Annotated in this window: 17 protein-coding genes; 9 read left to right on the top strand and 8 right to left on the bottom strand. The window is 64.8% G+C overall.

All coding sequences use genetic code 11. The annotated features are described in order from the left end of the window. Window positions 1–7 precede the first annotated feature (7 nt). The 5 genes from nqrE to G0P99_RS19705 are packed head-to-tail and all read right to left on the bottom strand — an operon-like array spanning window position 8 to window position 4621. Window positions 8–616 (bottom strand): NADH:ubiquinone reductase (Na(+)-transporting) subunit E, encoded by a 609-nt coding sequence (gene nqrE / locus G0P99_RS19725; RefSeq protein WP_164132189.1) that lies wholly within the window; start codon window positions 614–616, stop codon window positions 8–10. Beyond that, window positions 616–1269, bottom strand: a complete 654-nt coding sequence (locus G0P99_RS19720; RefSeq protein WP_164132188.1) for an NADH:ubiquinone reductase (Na(+)-transporting) subunit D — start codon at window positions 1267–1269, stop codon at window positions 616–618. Before G0P99_RS19720 ends, nqrE begins: the two co-directional genes overlap by 1 nt. Further along, on the bottom strand, window positions 1269–2072 hold the full coding sequence (locus G0P99_RS19715; RefSeq protein WP_164132187.1) for a Na(+)-translocating NADH-quinone reductase subunit C: 804 nt from the start codon (window positions 2070–2072) through the stop codon (window positions 1269–1271). The genes G0P99_RS19720 and G0P99_RS19715 overlap by 1 nt, the downstream gene beginning before the upstream one ends. After that, on the bottom strand, window positions 2065–3273 hold the full coding sequence (locus G0P99_RS19710) for an NADH:ubiquinone reductase (Na(+)-transporting) subunit B (RefSeq protein ID WP_164132186.1): 1209 nt from the start codon (window positions 3271–3273) through the stop codon (window positions 2065–2067). Before G0P99_RS19710 ends, G0P99_RS19715 begins: the two co-directional genes overlap by 8 nt. A 4-nt stretch (window positions 3274–3277) precedes the next feature. Beyond that, on the bottom strand, window positions 3278–4621 hold the full coding sequence (locus G0P99_RS19705; protein ID WP_164132185.1) for a Na(+)-translocating NADH-quinone reductase subunit A: 1344 nt from the start codon (window positions 4619–4621) through the stop codon (window positions 3278–3280). A gap of 382 nt (window positions 4622–5003) precedes the next feature. Here G0P99_RS19705 and hpaE point away from each other — a divergent pair, with 382 nt between their 5' ends. The 9 genes from hpaE (at window position 5004) to G0P99_RS19660 (ending at window position 13955) form a co-directional block, all read left to right on the top strand. After that, window positions 5004–6512, top strand: a complete 1509-nt coding sequence (gene hpaE, locus G0P99_RS19700; protein ID WP_164132184.1) for a 5-carboxymethyl-2-hydroxymuconate semialdehyde dehydrogenase — start codon at window positions 5004–5006, stop codon at window positions 6510–6512. 46 nt (window positions 6513–6558) lie between these two features. Next, on the top strand, window positions 6559–7410 hold the full coding sequence (gene hpaD / locus G0P99_RS19695; protein ID WP_164132183.1) for a 3,4-dihydroxyphenylacetate 2,3-dioxygenase: 852 nt from the start codon (window positions 6559–6561) through the stop codon (window positions 7408–7410). 26 nt (window positions 7411–7436) lie between these two features. Beyond that, a complete protein-coding gene (locus G0P99_RS19690) occupies window positions 7437–8288 on the top strand; it encodes a fumarylacetoacetate hydrolase family protein (RefSeq protein ID WP_164132182.1) in 852 nt (283 codons plus the stop codon). Beyond that, a complete protein-coding gene (gene hpaH / locus G0P99_RS19685) occupies window positions 8285–9085 on the top strand; it encodes a 2-oxo-hept-4-ene-1,7-dioate hydratase (protein WP_164132181.1) in 801 nt (266 codons plus the stop codon). The genes G0P99_RS19690 and hpaH overlap by 4 nt, the downstream gene beginning before the upstream one ends. A gap of 87 nt (window positions 9086–9172) precedes the next feature. Then, entirely contained in the window at window positions 9173–9829 is a 657-nt protein-coding gene (locus tag G0P99_RS19680) for a TetR/AcrR family transcriptional regulator (RefSeq protein ID WP_164132180.1), read from the top strand. Next, a complete protein-coding gene (locus tag G0P99_RS19675) occupies window positions 9829–10206 on the top strand; it encodes a cytochrome c5 family protein (protein ID WP_164132179.1) in 378 nt (125 codons plus the stop codon). Before G0P99_RS19680 ends, G0P99_RS19675 begins: the two co-directional genes overlap by 1 nt. Continuing rightward, window positions 10203–11636 (top strand): D-arabinono-1,4-lactone oxidase, encoded by a 1434-nt coding sequence (locus tag G0P99_RS19670; RefSeq protein WP_164132178.1) that lies wholly within the window; start codon window positions 10203–10205, stop codon window positions 11634–11636. Before G0P99_RS19675 ends, G0P99_RS19670 begins: the two co-directional genes overlap by 4 nt. Further along, window positions 11629–12801, top strand: coding sequence for a DSD1 family PLP-dependent enzyme (locus tag G0P99_RS19665; protein ID WP_164132177.1), 1173 nt, complete (start codon window positions 11629–11631; stop codon window positions 12799–12801). Before G0P99_RS19670 ends, G0P99_RS19665 begins: the two co-directional genes overlap by 8 nt. A gap of 8 nt (window positions 12802–12809) precedes the next feature. Then, window positions 12810–13955 (top strand): DUF819 family protein, encoded by a 1146-nt coding sequence (locus G0P99_RS19660; protein WP_164132176.1) that lies wholly within the window; start codon window positions 12810–12812, stop codon window positions 13953–13955. 4 nt (window positions 13956–13959) lie between these two features. On the opposite strand, the gene G0P99_RS19655 is transcribed toward G0P99_RS19660, so the two are convergent. From G0P99_RS19655 to aroA, 3 genes are all read right to left on the bottom strand, one after another. After that, the gene (locus tag G0P99_RS19655) at window positions 13960–14478 is read right to left on the bottom strand and encodes a hypothetical protein (RefSeq protein WP_164132175.1); all 519 of its coding nucleotides are present in this window, start codon (window positions 14476–14478) and stop codon (window positions 13960–13962) included. A gap of 73 nt (window positions 14479–14551) precedes the next feature. Further along, window positions 14552–15169, bottom strand: coding sequence for a d(CMP) kinase (locus tag G0P99_RS19650; protein ID WP_164132174.1), 618 nt, complete (start codon window positions 15167–15169; stop codon window positions 14552–14554). Beyond that, window positions 15166–16512 (bottom strand): 3-phosphoshikimate 1-carboxyvinyltransferase, encoded by a 1347-nt coding sequence (gene aroA / locus G0P99_RS19645; RefSeq protein WP_164132173.1) that lies wholly within the window; start codon window positions 16510–16512, stop codon window positions 15166–15168. Before aroA ends, G0P99_RS19650 begins: the two co-directional genes overlap by 4 nt. Between the last annotated feature and the right edge of the window lie 117 nt (window positions 16513–16629).

Below are 16629 nucleotides of genomic sequence, written 5' to 3'. Positions count from 1 at the left end.
GGCCCCCTTACAGTTTGACGCCCGAGAAGGACATGAAGGCCATGGCCATCAGTCCCGCGGTGATGAAGGTGATGCCGAGGCCCTGAAGACCGTCGGGCACGTCGGAGTATTTCAGCTTCTCGCGCACGCCGGCCATGGCGGTGATCGCCAGCGCCCAGCCAAAGCCAGAGGAAAGACCATAGGTCGCCGCCTCGGCAAAGTTGTAGTCGCGTTCCACCATGAAGAGCGAACCGCCCAGGATGGCACAGTTCACGGTGATCAGCGGCAGGAAGATGCCAAGCGCGTTGTAGAGCGCGGGCACGTACTTATCGAGAAACATCTCAAGGATCTGCACGATGGCGGCGATCACACCGATGTACGAGATCAAACCGAGGAAGGTCAGATCGACATCGGGAAAGCCCGCCCAGGCCAGCGCGCCGGGTTTCAGGAGCGTGTTCAAAAGCAGGTTGTTGGCCGGCACGGTGATGGCCTGCACCACCATGACCGAGATGCCCAGACCAAGCGCGGTCGAGATCTTTTTCGACACCGCCAGGAAGGTACACATGCCAAGAAAGAAGCTGAGCGCCAGGTTCTCGACAAAGACGGCCTTGACCGCGAGGGAAATGAGCCCTTCCATCAGTGCGCCTCCACCGACTGGATCTTGAATTCACGTTCCTCGACCTGCTTGGGTTTCCAGGTGCGGAAGGCCCAGATCAAGAGACCGATCACGAAGAAGGCCGAGGGCGGCAGCAGCAGCAGGCCGTTGGGCACGTACCAGCCGCCGTTGTTCACGGTTTCCAGGATCGTGATACCGAACAGCGAGCCCGCGCCGAAGAGTTCGCGGATCACGCCGACCAGCATCAGGATCAGCCCGTAACCAGCGCCGTTGCCCACCCCGTCGATGAACGAGGCGACCGGTGGGTTTTTCATCGCAAACGCCTCGGCCCGGCCCATCACGATACAGTTGGTGATGATCAGGCCGACAAAGACCGACAGGGTTTTCGAGATCTCAAAGGCATAGGCCTTGAGGATCTGGTCGACCAGGATCACGAGGCTGGCGATGATCACCATCTGCACGATGATCCGGATCGAGCTGGGGATCTGGTTGCGCAGGATCGAGATGAAGAACGAGGAAAACGCCGTCACGAAAGTCACCGCCAGCGCCATGACAAAGGCCACTTGCAGCGACGAGGTGACCGCCAGCGCCGAGCAGACGCCCAGCACCTGGAGTGTGATCGGGTTGTTGTCGACCAGCGGATCGACCAGCAGTTCTTTCTTGGTCTGGCTCATCAGATCTCTCCGGCTTTCAGGGCGTCGAGGAAGCGGGCGTATCCCTGATCGCCCATCCAGAACCGCACGAGGTTGTCCACCCCGCGCGAGGTCAGCGTGGCACCGGCCAGCGCATCGACATAGAAATCGGCACCGGCGGCGGGTTGCGACTTGGCCACGGTGATTTGCAGCGTGCCCGCGTCATCGCGCAGTTTCTTGCCGTTCCACAGCGATTTCCAGCGGGGGTTGTCCACCTCGGCGCCCAGGCCCGGGGTTTCGCCATGCTGGTAGAATTGCAGACCGAAGATGTCGTTGCCGTTCTCTTCGACCGCGATGAAACCGTAGAGCGTGGACCATAGGCCATAGCCGTGCAGCGGCAGGATCACCTTGTCCAGCGCGCCGCTGCTGTCTCGCAGCAGGTAAACGGTACGATAGCGCGACTGGCGGCCGATGCCTGCGGGGTCGTCATCCAGCGCGCGGCTGAGTTCAGGATCCTGGGCGGCCGCCAGATCGTCGAAGGAGGCGGCGTCGAACTGGTCGGTGAAGGTACCGGTATCGAGGTCTAGCACCTGCGGCTCGAACGCTTTGAAAGCCTCGGCCACATTCTGGCCGGGTTGATAGAGCCCGGCGACTTGCAGAATGTTCAGCTGCTTGTCCTTGAGCTTGTTGGCCTCTTGCACCGGTCGCAGCGACACCGCGGCCATCGACACGATCATCGAGGCGAAGAGGCACAGCGTGACGGCGACGAACAGGGTCTTGCCGACCGAGTCCGGCGGTGCGGCGAGGAATCGGGCAATCAGGCCCTGGTTCCGTGTCTCAGACATGGCGGCGGGCCCTCCGTTTGATGTTGGCCTGCACGACGAAATAGTCGATCAGCGGCGCGAAAACGTTGCCGAACAGGATGGCGAGCATCATGCCTTCGGGGAAGGCGGGGTTGATCACGCGGATCAGCACGACCATGACCCCGATCAGCGCGCCATAGATGTAGCGGCCGGTATTGGTGTGGCTGGCCGAGACCGGCTCGGTCACCATGAAGGCCAGGCCAAACGCGTAGCCGCCCAGCACCAGATGCCAGTACCAGGGCATGGCGAACATCGGATTGCTGTCGGAGCCAATGACATTGAGCAGCAGCGAAAAGCCGATCATCCCCGCCAGACAGCCGACGACCAGGCGCCAGTTGGCGATTTTCGTCATCAGGAGGAAAGCCAGGCCGAGCATCGCGGCCAGCGTCGAGGTCTCGCCAAAGCTGCCTTGGATCGTGCCATAGAACGCGTCCATCCAGGTGATGCCGTTGGCGGCCAGCTGCTGATACCCGTCCGAGGCCGAGACCGCGAGCGCGGTGGCGCCCGAGAAGCCGTCGACCGGGGTCCAGACGCTGTCACCCGACATATAGGCGGGATAGGCGAAGTACAGGAACGCGCGGCCCACGAGTGCGGGGTTGAGGAAGTTCTTGCCGGTGCCGCCAAATACTTCCTTGCCGATCACCACACCAAAGGAAATGCCAAGCGCCACCTGCCACAGCGGGGTGCTGGCCGGCAGGATCAGGGTGTAGAGCATCGAGGTCACGAGGAAGCCCTCGTTCACCTCGTGGCCGCGCACGGTGGCAAAGATCACTTCCCAGATTCCGCCGACGACCAACGTCGTCAGGTAGATCGGCAGGAAGTAGAGGAAGCCGTGCGCCACGTTGGCCAGCGGATTGGCCGCATCCAGCGAGATGCCAAGCGCCTGAAGGATGGCGATGCGCCAGCCGGTGGCCGCATCGGCGCCCAGCATGGCGATGGCCGAGTTGGCCTGATAGCCGGTATTCCACATGCCCCACAGGATGCAAGGGATGGTGGCGATCACGACATAGGTCATGATTCGCTTCATATCGACATAGGACCGGGCGTGCGGGGCGACGGTGGTCACCGTCTTGGGGGTGTAGATGAAGCTTTCGACCATCTCGTAGATGGGGAAGAGTTTCTCGTACTTGCCGCCCTTGGTAAAATTCGGCTCGATCCGGTCAAAGAAGTTGCGCAACCCCATGGGCTCAGCCCTCCTTCTCGATCTTGGACAGGCAGTCGCGCAGCGCCAGCCCGTATTCGTATTTGGCCGGGCAGGCAAAGCCGACGAGCCCGAGGTCTTCCTCGTCCAGCTCCAGCGCGCCGAGCGCCTGCGCGGTGTCGGTGTCCATCACCAGAATCGCGCGCAGGAGTTGAGTGGGCAGGTAATCCTGCGGCATCAGCTCTTCGAACGTGCCGGTAGGCACCATGGCGCGGCGGCCGCCATTCAGGTTCGAGGTGAATTTGTAGAGCTTCCGCGAGAAGGCCGAGCCCAGCACCGGCTGCACCGCGTATTTCGACGGCATCGGAAGGATCCAACCCATCGTGTGCTGCTTATGGTCCTCTTCGATCAGCGCGACCTGGCGGGCGAAGCGGCCCAGATAGGCAAACGGCCCGGTGGCGTGGCGGCCCGTCAGGATCGAGCCCGAGATCACGCGCACAGGCGCGTCGATCGAGATCTCGCCTGCGGTCATCGTATCGGTCGAGGCGCCCATGACGGTGCGGATCAAGCGCGGCTGGCGGGCGGCAGGACCGGCCAGCGCGATCACCACCGAGGGGTCGATATGGCCGGTTTCCAAAAGGCGCCCGATGGCGATCACGTCCTGATAGCCAATGGTCCAGACCGTCTTTGCGGCGCTGGACGGATCGAGGAAATGGATATGCGTCCCGGCCAGACCCGCCGGGTGCGGGCCCTCGAAGGTGGCGGTCTCGACCCCGGCGGCGTCGCCGCCGGGGAGCGCATCACCCGGCTTGTGGCAGAGCCAGGTCTTGCCCTCGGTCAGCAGCGCGACCGCCGCCAGGCCGGTGGCAAAGGCGCTGCCCGCGTCTGCGATGACGGTGGCGGCGTCAGCTGCCAGCGGCTCGGTATCCATGGCGGTGACAAAGATCGCGTCCGGCTTGCTGCCCGGCGCGGGCATCTTGGAATAGGGCCGGGTGCGGAAGGCGGTCCAGAGACCGGCGGCGCAGAGCTTTTCGGTCAGGCCCTCGGACGTCTTGCCATTGCCGGTGGCGGCAAAGTCGAGCCCGGAATCGGCGGCATCGGTCACCTCGATCACGACGCTTTGCAACACCCGGCGTTCGCCGCGGTTGATCGCGGCGACGCGACCGGTCATCGGCGCGACGATCATCGCCTCAGGCGCGTCCTTGTGACAGAAGAGCGGCGTGCCGCGGCGGACTTCGTCACCCTCTTGCACCAGCATCCGGGGTTTCAGCCCGATATAGTCGGGACCAAGAACCGCGACCGTGCCGACGGTGGAACCGGGATGGATTGTCTGCTCCGGCGCACCGGCGACAGGTAGGTCCAATCCCTTTTTCAATCTGAAATTCTGCATGTGATCGCTACGTTCTTCTCGTGTCCGATTCCCGTGGCGGGCCCTGAATAGTTCATGGGACCTTTCAGAGAAATACCCGGAAACCCTGAGTGCCTCCGGTGCCGCGCAGGCGACAGATTTTTGAACCGTCCCGTCTGGCGGGCACCTTTAAGGGAGTGGTCGCCCGAAAGCAAATGCCGTTCGGTCATTTATGGCGTCAAAAGCGCCCGGTTGGGGCGCTAACGGCAAATATTCTGCGTTGCAGCGACAGGTTTGCAACAGGTTGTCGCAGGCCATACCGCCCGTTTCCCCCATTTCCCGATAGCAGCGGCGGCACGGCGTGCTTGACTCGTGTCGATATTTGCTTAACATGTGAACAAAGAAAAAGCAGGGGTATTCGCGGATGAGCGATCTTTCGACACGGCTTGCAGCCCTCGACAACCATCTTGCCCGGTTTCGCGAAAACGGCATTGCAAACCGGATCGGCGGGCGCGACCTGCCCGGCTCGGGCGGCACCTTCGACACAGCCTCGCCGGTGGACAAGTCGGTGATCTGTTCCGTCGCGCGCGGCAACGCGGCCGACATGGACGCGGCGGCACGGGCCGCGCATGCGGCTTTTCCGGCCTGGCGCGACATGCCCGCGACCGAGCGGCGCGCCATCCTGATCCGCATCGCCGAAGGGATCGAGGCGCGGGCCGAGGAGATCGCGCTGTGCGAATGCTGGGACACCGGGCAGGCTTGGCGGTTCATGTCCAAGGCGGCGCTGCGCGGGGCCGAGAATTTCCGTTATTTCGCCGATCAGGTGGTGCAGGCGCGCGATGGACAGCATCTGAAATCGCCCACTTTGATGAATATCACCACCCGCGTTCCGATCGGCCCGGTGGGGGTGATCACGCCTTGGAACACGCCGTTCATGCTGTCCACCTGGAAAATCGCGCCCGCGCTGGCCGCCGGTTGCACAGTGGTGCACAAACCCGCCGAACTCAGCCCGCTGAGCGCGCGGCTGTTGATCGAGATCGCCGAAGAAGCGGGCCTGCCCCCCGGGGTGTTGAACCTGGTCAACGGGTTTGGCGAGGATGCGGGCAAAGCGCTGACCGAACATCCGCTGATCAAGGCCGTGGCCTTTGTCGGCGAAAGCCGCACCGGCAGCATGATCGTGAAACAGGGGGCCGACACGCTGAAACGGGTGCATCTGGAACTGGGCGGCAAGAACCCGGTGATCGTGTTCGACGATGCCGATATCGAGCGTGCGCTGGATGCGGTGATCTTCATGGTCTACTCGATCAACGGCGAACGCTGCACGTCCTCCTCGCGCTTGCTTGTGCAGGACACGATCCGCGAAGAGTTCGAGGCGCGGCTGGTCGAGCGGGTGAACAACATCAAGGTGGGCCATCCGCTGGATCCGGCGACCGAGATCGGGCCGCTGATCGGCGAAGAGCATTTTGCCAAGGTCACCAGCTACTTCGACATCGCGCGCCAGGACGGCGCCACCGTTGCGGCGGGCGGCGAGGTGGTGGGCGATCAGGGCTATTTCGTGCGCCCCACCCTGTTCACCGGCGCCAGTAACCAGATGCGTATCGCGCGCGAAGAGATTTTCGGCCCGGTCCTGACCTCGATCCCGTTCTCGACGGAAGAAGAAGCGCTGCAAATCGCCAACGACACGCCCTATGGGCTGACCGGCTATCTCTGGACCAACGACCTGACCCGAGCGCTGCGCTTTACCGACAAGCTCGAGGCCGGGATGATCTGGGTGAACTCGGAAAACGTGCGCCATCTGCCCACCCCCTTTGGCGGGGTCAAGGCCAGCGGCATCGGCCGCGACGGCGGCGACTGGTCGTTCGAATTCTACATGGAGCAGAAGCACATCGGCTTTGCCACCGGTCAGCACAAGATCCAGCGCCTGGGCGCCTGAACCACCCACCGGGAAACGCGCGACCATCCCGTGACGGAGGAGAGAAATGGGAGAAATAGTCCTTGCCGCCAAATGTACCCATGTGCCGACCATGCTGATGTCGGAGCAGGAGGGGCCCGTGAAGGGCAAGCGGCAGGCGGCCATCGACGGGCATCTGGAGATCGCCCGCCGCGCCCGCGCGCTCGGCGCCGATACCGTGGTGATCTGCGACACCCATTGGGTGATCAACGCAGGGTTCCACATCAACGCCAACAACCGGTTTCAGGGGCTGTTCACCTCGAACGAGTTTCCGCAGTTCATCCAGAACATGCCCTATGACTACGAGGGCAATCCGGGGCTGGGCGATGCCATCGCCAAGGAGGCCAGCGCGCGCGGCGCCTATACGCTGGCCCATCATCTGGACAGTCTGGAGCTGGAATACGGCACGCTGGTGCCGATGCGGTTCCTGAGCCGTGAACATCAGATGAAGGTGGTCTCGGTCGCGGCCTGGTGCACCGTGCATGACCATGACGAAAGCCGCATCGTGGGCGAGGCGATCCGCGCCGCGGTAGAGGCCAGCGATAGCAAGGTTTTGCTGGTGGCCTCCGGCTCCTTGTCGCACAAGATCTGGCCCAACAAGGATTATGCCGCCAATAATGGCACCTTTACCATCAGTTCCGAGTTCAACCGGCAGATGGACCTGCATGTGCTCGAGATGTGGAAGCGCGGCGATCATGCGACCTTTCTGAAGATGCTGGGCGATTATGCGCGCTTCTGCTGTGGCGAGGGGTCGATGCACGATACAGCCATGCTCTACGGTGCGCTTGGCTGGGACAGTTATGACAAGCCCTGCGAGGTGGTGACGGAGTATTTCCCGTCCTCCGGCACCGGGCAGACCAACGTGATTTTCCCGGTTTGATATCCGGGCCAGACGAGAGGAACAGCATGAAGTTCGCCACCATTGCCGCCGACGGGCAGGAGCTTTACGGCATCATCCGCGACGAGGGGTTCGTGGCGCTGTCGCCCGATTTCCCGCACTGGCCCGACCTGCGCGCGGTGATCGCGGCGGGGGGGCTGCACGATCTGGCCAAGGCGGCGATGGGCCGGGCAGTGACGCATAGCGATTTCACCTATCTGCCGCCGGTGCCGAACCCGGGCAAGATCATCTGTGTCGGCGTCAATTTTCCCGACCGCAATGCGGAATACAAGGATGGCAGCGCAGCGCCGAAATACATGTCGCTGTTTCCGCGTTTTGCGTCGAGCTTTGTCGGACATGGCCAGCCGCTGATCCGCCCGCCGGAGGACCATACGCTGGATTACGAGGGGGAGATGGCGGTGGTCATTGGCAAGGGGGGCCGGCGCATACCGGCCGAAGACGCCTATGACCATATCGCGGGGCTGAGCGTCTGCAATGAAGGCACCATTCGCGACTGGGTGCGGCACGCCAAGTTCAACGTGACCCAAGGCAAGAACTGGGACCGGTCGGGGGCCATCGGGCCGTGGATGGTGCCCTTCACCCATCCCGCCCAGATCGACGCGGCGCGGATCACCACCCGGGTCAATGGCGAGGTGCGGCAGGACGATGCGCTGGCCAACATGATCTTTTCCGTGCGCGAAGAGATCGCCTATATCTCGACCTTCACCACCCTGAACCCCGGCGACATCATCGTCACCGGCACCCCCACCGGCGCGGGCGCGCGGTTCGACCCGCCGCGATACCTGAAGCCCGGCGACGTGGTCGAGGTCGAGGTGACGGGGGTCGGCACGCTGGTCAACGGGGTGGAGGACGAGGCATGACACCCGAAGAGCACGCCGATGCCGCCGCGCGGTTGATCGAGGCCGAGGAAACCGGCCGCCAGATCGGGCTGTTGTCGCTGGCCTATCCTGGCATGGACATGGACGATGCCTATGCCATCCAGCAGGCCCTGGTGGCGCACAAGCAGACCGCCGGGCGGCACGTGATCGGGTGGAAGATCGGGCTGACCTCGAAAGCGATGCAATATGCGCTGAAAATCGACATTCCCGACAGCGGCATCCTGTTCGACGACATGGCGTTTGACGATGGGGCCACGGTGCCCAAGGGGCGGTTCATCCAGCCCCGCGTCGAGGCCGAGATCGCCTTTGTGATGAAGGCGCCACTTGGCGGGTCGCAGGTGACGCGAGACGATGTGCTGGCGGCCACCGACTATGTCGCGCCCGCTCTGGAGATCCTCGACACCCGCATCCTGCGGGTCGATCCCGAAACAGGGCGGGCGCGCAATGTCTGCGACACGATCAGCGACAATGCGGCCAATGCGGGCGTGGTGCTGGGACAGCAGCGCCATGCGCCAGACGCGTTCGATTTGCGCTGGGTCGGGGCGCTGACCTTTCGCAATGGCGAGATCGAGGAAACCGGGCTGGGCGCCGGTGTGCTGAACGACCCGGTCGAAAGCGTGGTCTGGCTCGCCCGCCGAATGGCGCAATACGGGCAAAGCATCGCGCCCGGCCATATCGTGCTGTCGGGCAGTTTCATCCGCCCGGTCGAATGCCCGCCCGGCGCCCGGATCGACGCCGATTTCGGCCCCTTTGGCGCGGTCTCGGTCAATTTCGCCTGACGCACGACTGCCGCCACGTCAGGCACGAAATAAGTTGAAAATTTTTCGGAAAAAGTTTCCGCTTTCTGGTGTGAGGAGAGCGGAGCCATGGGTCCAGCCGACACCAACACCCTGATGCACACCCGCGCGACGCCCAAACAGGCCCGCGCGCGCCAGCGGGTTGCGGATATCCTGGATGCCGCCGCCGCGCTGTTGGCCGAGCGGCCACCGGGCGATCTGAACACCTCGCTGATTGCCGAGCGGGCGGGCGTGCCTGTCAGCTCGATCTATCGCTACTTTCCCACCCTGCGCGATCTGCTCGACGAACTGTCGGCCCGCGCGGCGGGCGACCTGCGCCAACATTTTATGGAGACGATTGCTGCCACCGAAAGCGAGCCGGATCTGGTGCTGCGCATCCGGCGCACGCTGGAGGGGATCCGCGTGTTCATGGCCGAACATCCCTATTACCGGGGCCTCCTGCTGCTGCTGGCCTCGCTGCGCGGGGTGCAGAGCGTCGAGGATGACGACAATGCGGAACTGGTGGGCTTTCTGGCCGACCGCTGGGCGCGGGGGCTGGACGGGTTTAGCGGCGGCGACCCGCAGGTGGTGGCGACCACCGCCGTGCAGATTGCCCTGACGCTGGAGGACCGGATGGCGCGGCAGACCTCGCCCACGCTGGAGGCGCAGTATCACGAAGAGATGGTGCGCGCGCTGGATGCCTATCTGTCGCTCTACTTGCGGCGCTCCCCTGCGGAGGAAAGCTGATGCGCGCCCTGATCCTGCTGATCTCGGCACTGGCTCTGGCGGCGCTCTGGTGGTGGCTCTCCGGTGACGGGGCACCTCCGGAACCGGAGGCGAGCGATATCATCCGGGCCGAGACCCTGCGCCCGATCGACCCGGAGCTGGCAGCGATCTATGAACGGTCCTGCATGGCCTGTCATGCGCTGGTCGAGGCCCAGGCACCGCTGACCGGCTTTGCCCCGGCCTGGGCGGCGCGGCAAGAGGTGCGCGGGGATCATGGCCTGTTGTTATCGGCACGCAACGGGTTCGGGAACATGCCTGCGATGGGCCTGTGTCTGGATTGTTCGGACGATCAACTGGCCGCGCTGATCGCGTTCATGTCCGGGGAGGGGCGGCAATGACACTGACGCGGCGCAAATTGCTGGGATATGGCGCGTTGGCCGGGTTGGCAGTGCCAGCGGCGATGCAGGCCCATTGGCTGAGCCGCGATTTCACCCGGCCCGGCTATAGCCCCGACATCCCCCCTGCCCCGCCGGACCGCCAGGTCTGGCGCAACTGGTCGGGCTATCAGGTTGCCACGCCAGAGCAGGTTTATTCTGCTGCCTCGGAAGAGGAATTGGCCGCCCGTATCGCCGCATGGCCGGGGCGCATTCGCCCGGTGGGGTCGGGCCATTCCTTTTCGGCGCTGGTGCCGAGCGAGGACATGATCCTCGATACCGGGCGACTGTCGGGGCTGATCTCGGTCGATGCAGCGGCGGGGCTGGCGACGTTCGGCGCCGGGACCCGGCTGCGGCAGGCGGCGATGCTGGCGGCTGAACACGGGCTGGGCTTTGCCAACCTGCCAGATATCGACGTGCAGACGCTGGCCGGATCATTCAGCACCGCCACCCATGGCACCGGGCGCGGCTTGCAGGCCATGCATGGCTGTATCACAGGGTTCCGGCTGATCACCGCCGATGGGTCCACCCGCGACGTGACCCGCGCCAGCGACCCCGATCTGTTCGATGCGGGCCGGGTGTCGCTGGGAACACTGGGGGTGATCACCCGCTATACGCTGAAACTGGTCCCGAGTTATGCGTTGAACCGTCGGCTCTATGTCCTGCCCACCAATGAGGCGATCGCGCGGATGCACGATCTGGCCGCCGCCCATCGCAATTTCGAATTCTACGTGCTGCCCAATCTGGGCTATGCGGCGGTGATCACCCATGACTTGTTTGAGGGAGAGATCGCCGGGCGTGTGCCCAGCGAGGACGAAGACTGGATCGCCACGCTCAAGGACCTGCGCGATATTCTGGGTTGGTGGCCCTGGCTGCGGCGGCGCGCGTTCGGCGCCTATGTGGCGCTGGAGGTGCCCGCCGACGGGGTGCTGGAGGACACGACCGACGAATACTGGAAACTGCTCTCGACGGCCCGCGCCACACGAATGAACGAGATGGAATACCACCTGCCCGAGGACCGCGCACAAGAGGCGGTGCGTGAGGTGGTGGCGGCGCTGGAGTCCCGCAAGGAGAGCTTTTTCCCCATGGAGGTGCGGTTCACCGCACAGGATGACGCGTGGCTGTCGCCCTTCAACGATGGAACGCGGGTCTCGATGGCGGTGCACAAGCTGGCCTCTGAACCGCTGGACATGCTGTTTGGCACAGTCGAGCCAATGCTGCGCGAATATGGAGGGCGGCCCCATTGGGGCAAGCTGCATTCGCTGACGGCCCCCGATCTGGCGGCGCTCTATCCTGATTTTGACCGGTTCGCCGCATTGCGGGCACGGCTTGATCCGGTGGGCAAGTTCCTCAACCCCCATACTGCCGCGCTGTTCGGGGCCGGGGATGTCTGAGGCCTATTTTCAAAGCTTGCAGGCGGCTTTGATCGCGGCGGGGCGACACCTGCCGACGCTGGTGGTGGATAGCGAACGGCTGGCGGCCAATATGGCGGCGGTGCGCCGGATGACAGCGCCGGGCCTTGCGCTGCGCGTGGTCGAGAAATCGCTGCCGGCACCGGACCTGTTGCGGCAGGTGATGGCGGGGCTGGACACCAACAGGCTGATGAGCTTTCACCTGCCCTTTGTCCGGCAGACGGCGGCGGTGTTTCCAGAGGCAGATATCCTGCTGGGCAAGCCGATGCCAGTGGGCGCCGTGGCAGGCGTATCGCCCGCGCTGGACGCTCAGGTGAACTGGCTGATCGACAGCCCGGAACGGCTGGCGGAATACGGCGCGCTTGCGGCCCAGTCGGGCCGCTCCCTGCGCATCTGTCTGGAGGTCGATATCGGGCTGCATCGGGGCGGCTTTACGCTGGAGCGGGCCGGAGATTTCACAGCCGCCCTGACCCGCCTGCGCGACGATCCGAACCTGCATCTGACCGGGCTGATGGGGTATGAGCCGCATATCGCCCGCCTGCCCCGCGCGATCACCAGCCCCGCACGCGCGTTGGACGCGGCGCGGGCGGCCTATGCGCGGTTTCATGCGCTGGCGGTCCAGACGCTGGGGGCAGAGGCCGCCGCCACGCTGATCTATAACACCGGCGGCAGCAGCACCTTCATGCTCTATGACGGGAGCGGGCCGGAGACCGAAGTGGCGCTGGCCTCGGCCCTGGTCAAACCGACCGATTTCGACCTGCCCGCGCTGGAGGCGCTGCAACCGGCGGCCTTTATCGCCGCCCCGGTGCTGAAAACCGTGGAACGGCCCGAAATCCCGATGGCGCGTGAGCTGAGCCGGGTGTTGCGTCTGCTGGGCCGCTCGCCGCAAAGAGCCTGTTTCATCTATGGCGGCAATTGGCTGGCCGATCCCTGTCACCCGGCGGGCGCGCGGCGCTCGGCCCTGTTCGGGCATTCCAGCAATCAGGAGATGTACGACTTGCCCGCAGATAGTGGCCTGAAACCCGGTGATTTCCTGTTCTTCCGTCCGCGTCAGAGCGAGGCGCTGTTCCTGCAATTCGGCGATATCGCCGCGTTCGACGGGACCGCGATCACCGATTGGTGGCCGGTCTGGCACGAGACACATTAGGAGGCGCGATGCTGTTTGCCCTAACCCTGCTGGCGCTGCCCGCGCTGATCATCTGGCTGGCGGCGCGGATACCGGCGCTGGACCGGATCGGCGTGGTGCCGTTGACCTTTGCCATCGGTTTCGCGCTGGCGCTAAGCCTGGACCTGAGCGCTTTCACCGAAATGCAGACCACGGTGCAGGAGGTGAGCGTGGCGCTGGCCCTGCCCCTGATCCTGTTTGCCGCCAACCTGCGCCGCGCTCTGACCGAGGCGCATGGCGCCGGGCTGGCCATGGCGCTGTCGCTGATCTCGGTCTGTATTGCCAGCCTGCTGGGCGTGCTGCTGTTTCAGGGTCGGATCGTGGACCTGCCGCAGGTCGCAGGTATGGCGGTGGGCGCCTATACCGGCAGTGGGGTCAACATGGGTGCGATCAAGAGCGCGACAGGGGCCAGCGATGCGCTGTTTCTGACCATGGTGACCTATGACATCGTGTTTTCCATCGGCTACATGATGGTCATCCTGCTGGTGGGTCAAAGGCTGGCGGGTCTGATCCTGCCGCCCTTTGTGCCCCATGCCGAGACCGATCATGCGGCAAACGCCGCCCATATCGCCGATGACAGTGCGCACGGATATGCCCGGTTGATCGAGCGGTCGGGGCTGGTGGGGTCAGCGCTGGCCTTCGGCGCGGCGGCGCTTTGTGTCGGGGTGGCGGTGGTGCTCGCGGGTCTGCTGCCCGAGGCCTGGTCGGGCACTGCGACGATCCTCTTGATCACCACATTCGGCCTTTTGGGAGCGTTTGTGCCCCGGCTGCACACCAGTCCGACCAGCTTTCACCTTGGCATGTATCTGATCCTGATCTTCTGCCTCAGCTCGGCCACCTTGCTGGATCTGTCGGTTCTGACCGGGATGAACTGGGCACTTGGCGGTTACTTCGCCTTTATCCTGCTGGGCGCTATGGCGCTGCATGCGCTGCTCTGCCGCCTGTTCGGGATCGACCGCGATACCTATCTGGTGGCCTCGGGTGCGGCGATCATGTCGGTGCCTTTCATCCCGGTAATCTGCGGCGCGCTGCGCAACCGGTCGCTGCTGGTGCCCGGTATCGCAATCGCGATCCTGGGCTATGCGGTGGGGAACTACCTGGGCGTGTTTGTCGCGGAGCTGGCCGGGGCGCTGTAGGGGTTTAGAGGTCCTCACCCTTTTTCAGAAGCTCGTCGATCAACTGCCGCTGCAAGCCGCCGCTGTCGCCACCGCCATATTGCAGCGCCCCGCCGGAATAGAGCGTGCCATAGCTCTGCGCCACATTCGCCACCTGACCCAGCCCCGAAATGAACTCGTCGCGCTCGAGCGGCGACAGGGGGTGGATGAACACACTCCACAAGGTCCCGTTGGCAATGGCATAGCGGGCATCCAGCGCACTGTCGAAATTGGCTTGCATCATGCGTTCCAGATCGGCCTGGGTCAGCCCCTTGGCGGGGCGGATCGGCGACATGGCCCGCATCCGGTCGGCCTCCTGGTCGGTGACGATGAGGATGGCCACACCGCCGACCCGCATCGTGAAACCCGGTCCCTGAGGTTCCGCCTCGGGGTCGAGGGCAAAGACGATGCGGCCCAGCCGTTCATAGGTCATCGGCGCCTCGGCCTCTTGCGCGGCGGCGGGCAGGGTCAGGGCCACAAGGCAGAGGGCAAGCCATCGTGTCATCAGGGTTCTCCGGTTCAGGTGAACCAGCGTAACCTGTTTCCGGGCAAATTCGGAATCACGGATGGGTGACGGATCAGCCCCGGCCGGGCCTCTTCCGTTCGATCTGGGCAATCGCGGCGGCCAGCGCGGCGGGGATATCCATGGCGCTGGTATCCAGAAGCACCGCATCCTCGGCCGGTTTCATCGGCGCGGTGGCGCGGTCCGCATCGCGGGCATCGCGTTCGCGCACATCTGCCAGAACCGCATCCAGCGTGGTGACATGGCCCTTGGCCGTCAGTTCCAGATAGCGGCGTTCGGCGCGCACCTCGGCGCTGGCGGTGACAAAGAGTTTCACCTCGGCCTCGGGGCAGATCACGGTGCCGATATCGCGCCCATCGAGCACCGCGCCCCCGGCGCGGCGGGCAAAGGCGCGCTGGAAATCGACCAGCGCGGCGCGCACCTCGGGGATTGCTGCCACCTTGCTGGCGGCCTGTGCCACCTCGGCGGTGCGCAGGTCGTCACGCTCCAGGTCCTCAGGCCGCAGGGTGCGCGCGGCGACCTCGGCCGCCTCGCCGTCCAGCGTGCGGCGCCCCACCGCGCGATAGAGGAGACCGGTATCGAGATGGGCGAAGCCGAAATGCGCGGCCACAGCTTTCGAGATCGTACCCTTGCCCGCAGCCGCAGGCCCGTCAATGGCCACGGTAAAGGTCATCTCCGCTCAACCTTGGCGCCCAGCCCGCCCATCAGCGGCTCGAAAATCGGGAAGGAGGTGGCGATCGGGCTGCCATCGTCGACCGAAACCGGCGCCGCAGCCCCCATGCCCATCACCATGAAGGACATGGCGATGCGGTGATCCAGGAAGCTCTCGCAAGTGCCGCCGCCCGGCACCTTGCCGATGCCCAGACCATGTACCGCCCACCAATCGTCGCCCTCTTCGACCGTCACGCCATTGGCGCGCAGCCCGCGCGCCATCGCGTCGATCCGGTCGCTTTCCTTGACGCGCAACTCCTTGACGCCGCCCATCATGGTCACGCCCTGGGCATTGGCGGCCACCACCGACAGGACCGGGTATTCGTCGATCATGCTGGCGGCGCGTTCGGGTGGCACGGTGATGCCCTTCATGTCGGGCGAATAGCGGGCGCGCAGGTCGGCCACCGGCTCGCCCCCTTCGGTGCGCTCGTTTTCATAGGTCAGATCGGCGCCCATCTCGCGCAGCGTGGTGAAGAGGCCTGCGCGCGTCGGGTTCAGGCCGATGCCGGGCACCAGCACATCCGAGCCGGGCGTGATCAGCGCGGCGCAGACCGGGAAAGCGGCGCTGGAGGGGTCGCGCGGCACCGCGATCACCTGCGGTTTCAGCTCGGGCCGCCCGGTCAGGGTGATGACACGACCTTCGTTGGTATCCTCGACCGTGACCTCGGCGCCGAAGCCCGCCAGCATCCGCTCGGAATGGTCCCGGGTGGCCTCCTTCTCGATCACCACGGTCTGGCCGGGTGCATTGAGCCCGGCCAGCAAAACCGCCGATTTCACCTGGGCCGAAGGCACCGGCACCGCGTAGCGCACCGGCACCGGATCAGCGGCACCCACGATGGTCATTGGCAGGCGGCCGCCCTTGCGGCCCACAGCCTTTGCCCCGAACAGCGCCAGCGGATCGGTGACCCGCGCCATGGGGCGCTTGTTCAGGCTGGCATCGCCGGTAAAGGTCGCGGTGATGGGCGAGGTTGCCATCGCCCCCATGATCAGCCGAACGCCGGTGCCGGAATTGCCGCAATCGATCACCTGATCCGGCTCGGAAAAGCCGCCGACACCAACGCCGTGCACCGACCAGGATCCATCCGCGTGCCGCGTCACCTCGGCGCCAAAGGCACGCATCGCCTTGGCGGTGTCCAGCACATCCTCGCCTTCGAGCAGGCCGGTGATGCGGGTCTCGCCCACCGCCATCGCACCCAAGATCAGCGCCCGGTGCGAGATCGACTTGTCGCCCGGCACCTCTGCCACGCCGTTCAACGGACCGCAGGGATGCGAGGTCATCGGGATGGGTGTGCCGTGTCCGGACATGCGGGAAACCTCTTTCTTAAGTCGCCCAAGCCCTATCCAATCGGTCCGAGACGGTCCAGAGCGATTTGCAGGCAGAATCACGAAGCTTAGCCGGCATCGTCCGGTGTGGTAGACTGA

This window comes from Ruegeria sp. PrR005, from assembly GCF_010500245.1.
Taxonomy (GTDB): domain Bacteria; phylum Pseudomonadota; class Alphaproteobacteria; order Rhodobacterales; family Rhodobacteraceae; genus Ruegeria_B; species Ruegeria_B marisflavi.
Note: the sequence above shows the minus strand (reverse complement) of the source record. Positions and strands in the feature narration are given on the sequence as shown.

Bases quoted from the DNA above. Each gene is read 5' to 3' on its own strand.
- G0P99_RS19660 (WP_164132176.1), top strand. From the start codon at position 12,810: ATGCTGTTTGCCCTAACCCTGCTGGCGCTGCCCGCGCTGATCATCTGG.
- G0P99_RS19665 (WP_164132177.1), top strand. From the start codon at position 11,629: ATGTCTGAGGCCTATTTTCAAAGCTTGCAGGCGGCTTTGATCGCGGCG.
- aroA (WP_164132173.1), bottom strand. From the start codon at position 16,512: ATGTCCGGACACGGCACACCCATCCCGATGACCTCGCATCCCTGCGGT.
- nqrE (WP_164132189.1), bottom strand. From the start codon at position 616: ATGGAAGGGCTCATTTCCCTCGCGGTCAAGGCCGTCTTTGTCGAGAAC.
- G0P99_RS19690 (WP_164132182.1), top strand. From the start codon at position 7,437: ATGAAGTTCGCCACCATTGCCGCCGACGGGCAGGAGCTTTACGGCATC.
- G0P99_RS19675 (WP_164132179.1), top strand. From the start codon at position 9,829: ATGCGCGCCCTGATCCTGCTGATCTCGGCACTGGCTCTGGCGGCGCTC.
- G0P99_RS19710 (WP_164132186.1), bottom strand. From the start codon at position 3,273: ATGGGGTTGCGCAACTTCTTTGACCGGATCGAGCCGAATTTTACCAAG.
- hpaE (WP_164132184.1), top strand. From the start codon at position 5,004: ATGAGCGATCTTTCGACACGGCTTGCAGCCCTCGACAACCATCTTGCC.
- G0P99_RS19720 (WP_164132188.1), bottom strand. From the start codon at position 1,269: ATGAGCCAGACCAAGAAAGAACTGCTGGTCGATCCGCTGGTCGACAAC.
- G0P99_RS19715 (WP_164132187.1), bottom strand. From the start codon at position 2,072: ATGTCTGAGACACGGAACCAGGGCCTGATTGCCCGATTCCTCGCCGCA.
- G0P99_RS19705 (WP_164132185.1), bottom strand. From the start codon at position 4,621: ATGCAGAATTTCAGATTGAAAAAGGGATTGGACCTACCTGTCGCCGGT.
- G0P99_RS19655 (WP_164132175.1), bottom strand. From the start codon at position 14,478: ATGACACGATGGCTTGCCCTCTGCCTTGTGGCCCTGACCCTGCCCGCC.
- G0P99_RS19650 (WP_164132174.1), bottom strand. From the start codon at position 15,169: ATGACCTTTACCGTGGCCATTGACGGGCCTGCGGCTGCGGGCAAGGGT.
- G0P99_RS19680 (WP_164132180.1), top strand. From the start codon at position 9,173: ATGGGTCCAGCCGACACCAACACCCTGATGCACACCCGCGCGACGCCC.
- G0P99_RS19670 (WP_164132178.1), top strand. From the start codon at position 10,203: ATGACACTGACGCGGCGCAAATTGCTGGGATATGGCGCGTTGGCCGGG.
- hpaD (WP_164132183.1), top strand. From the start codon at position 6,559: ATGGGAGAAATAGTCCTTGCCGCCAAATGTACCCATGTGCCGACCATG.
- hpaH (WP_164132181.1), top strand. From the start codon at position 8,285: ATGACACCCGAAGAGCACGCCGATGCCGCCGCGCGGTTGATCGAGGCC.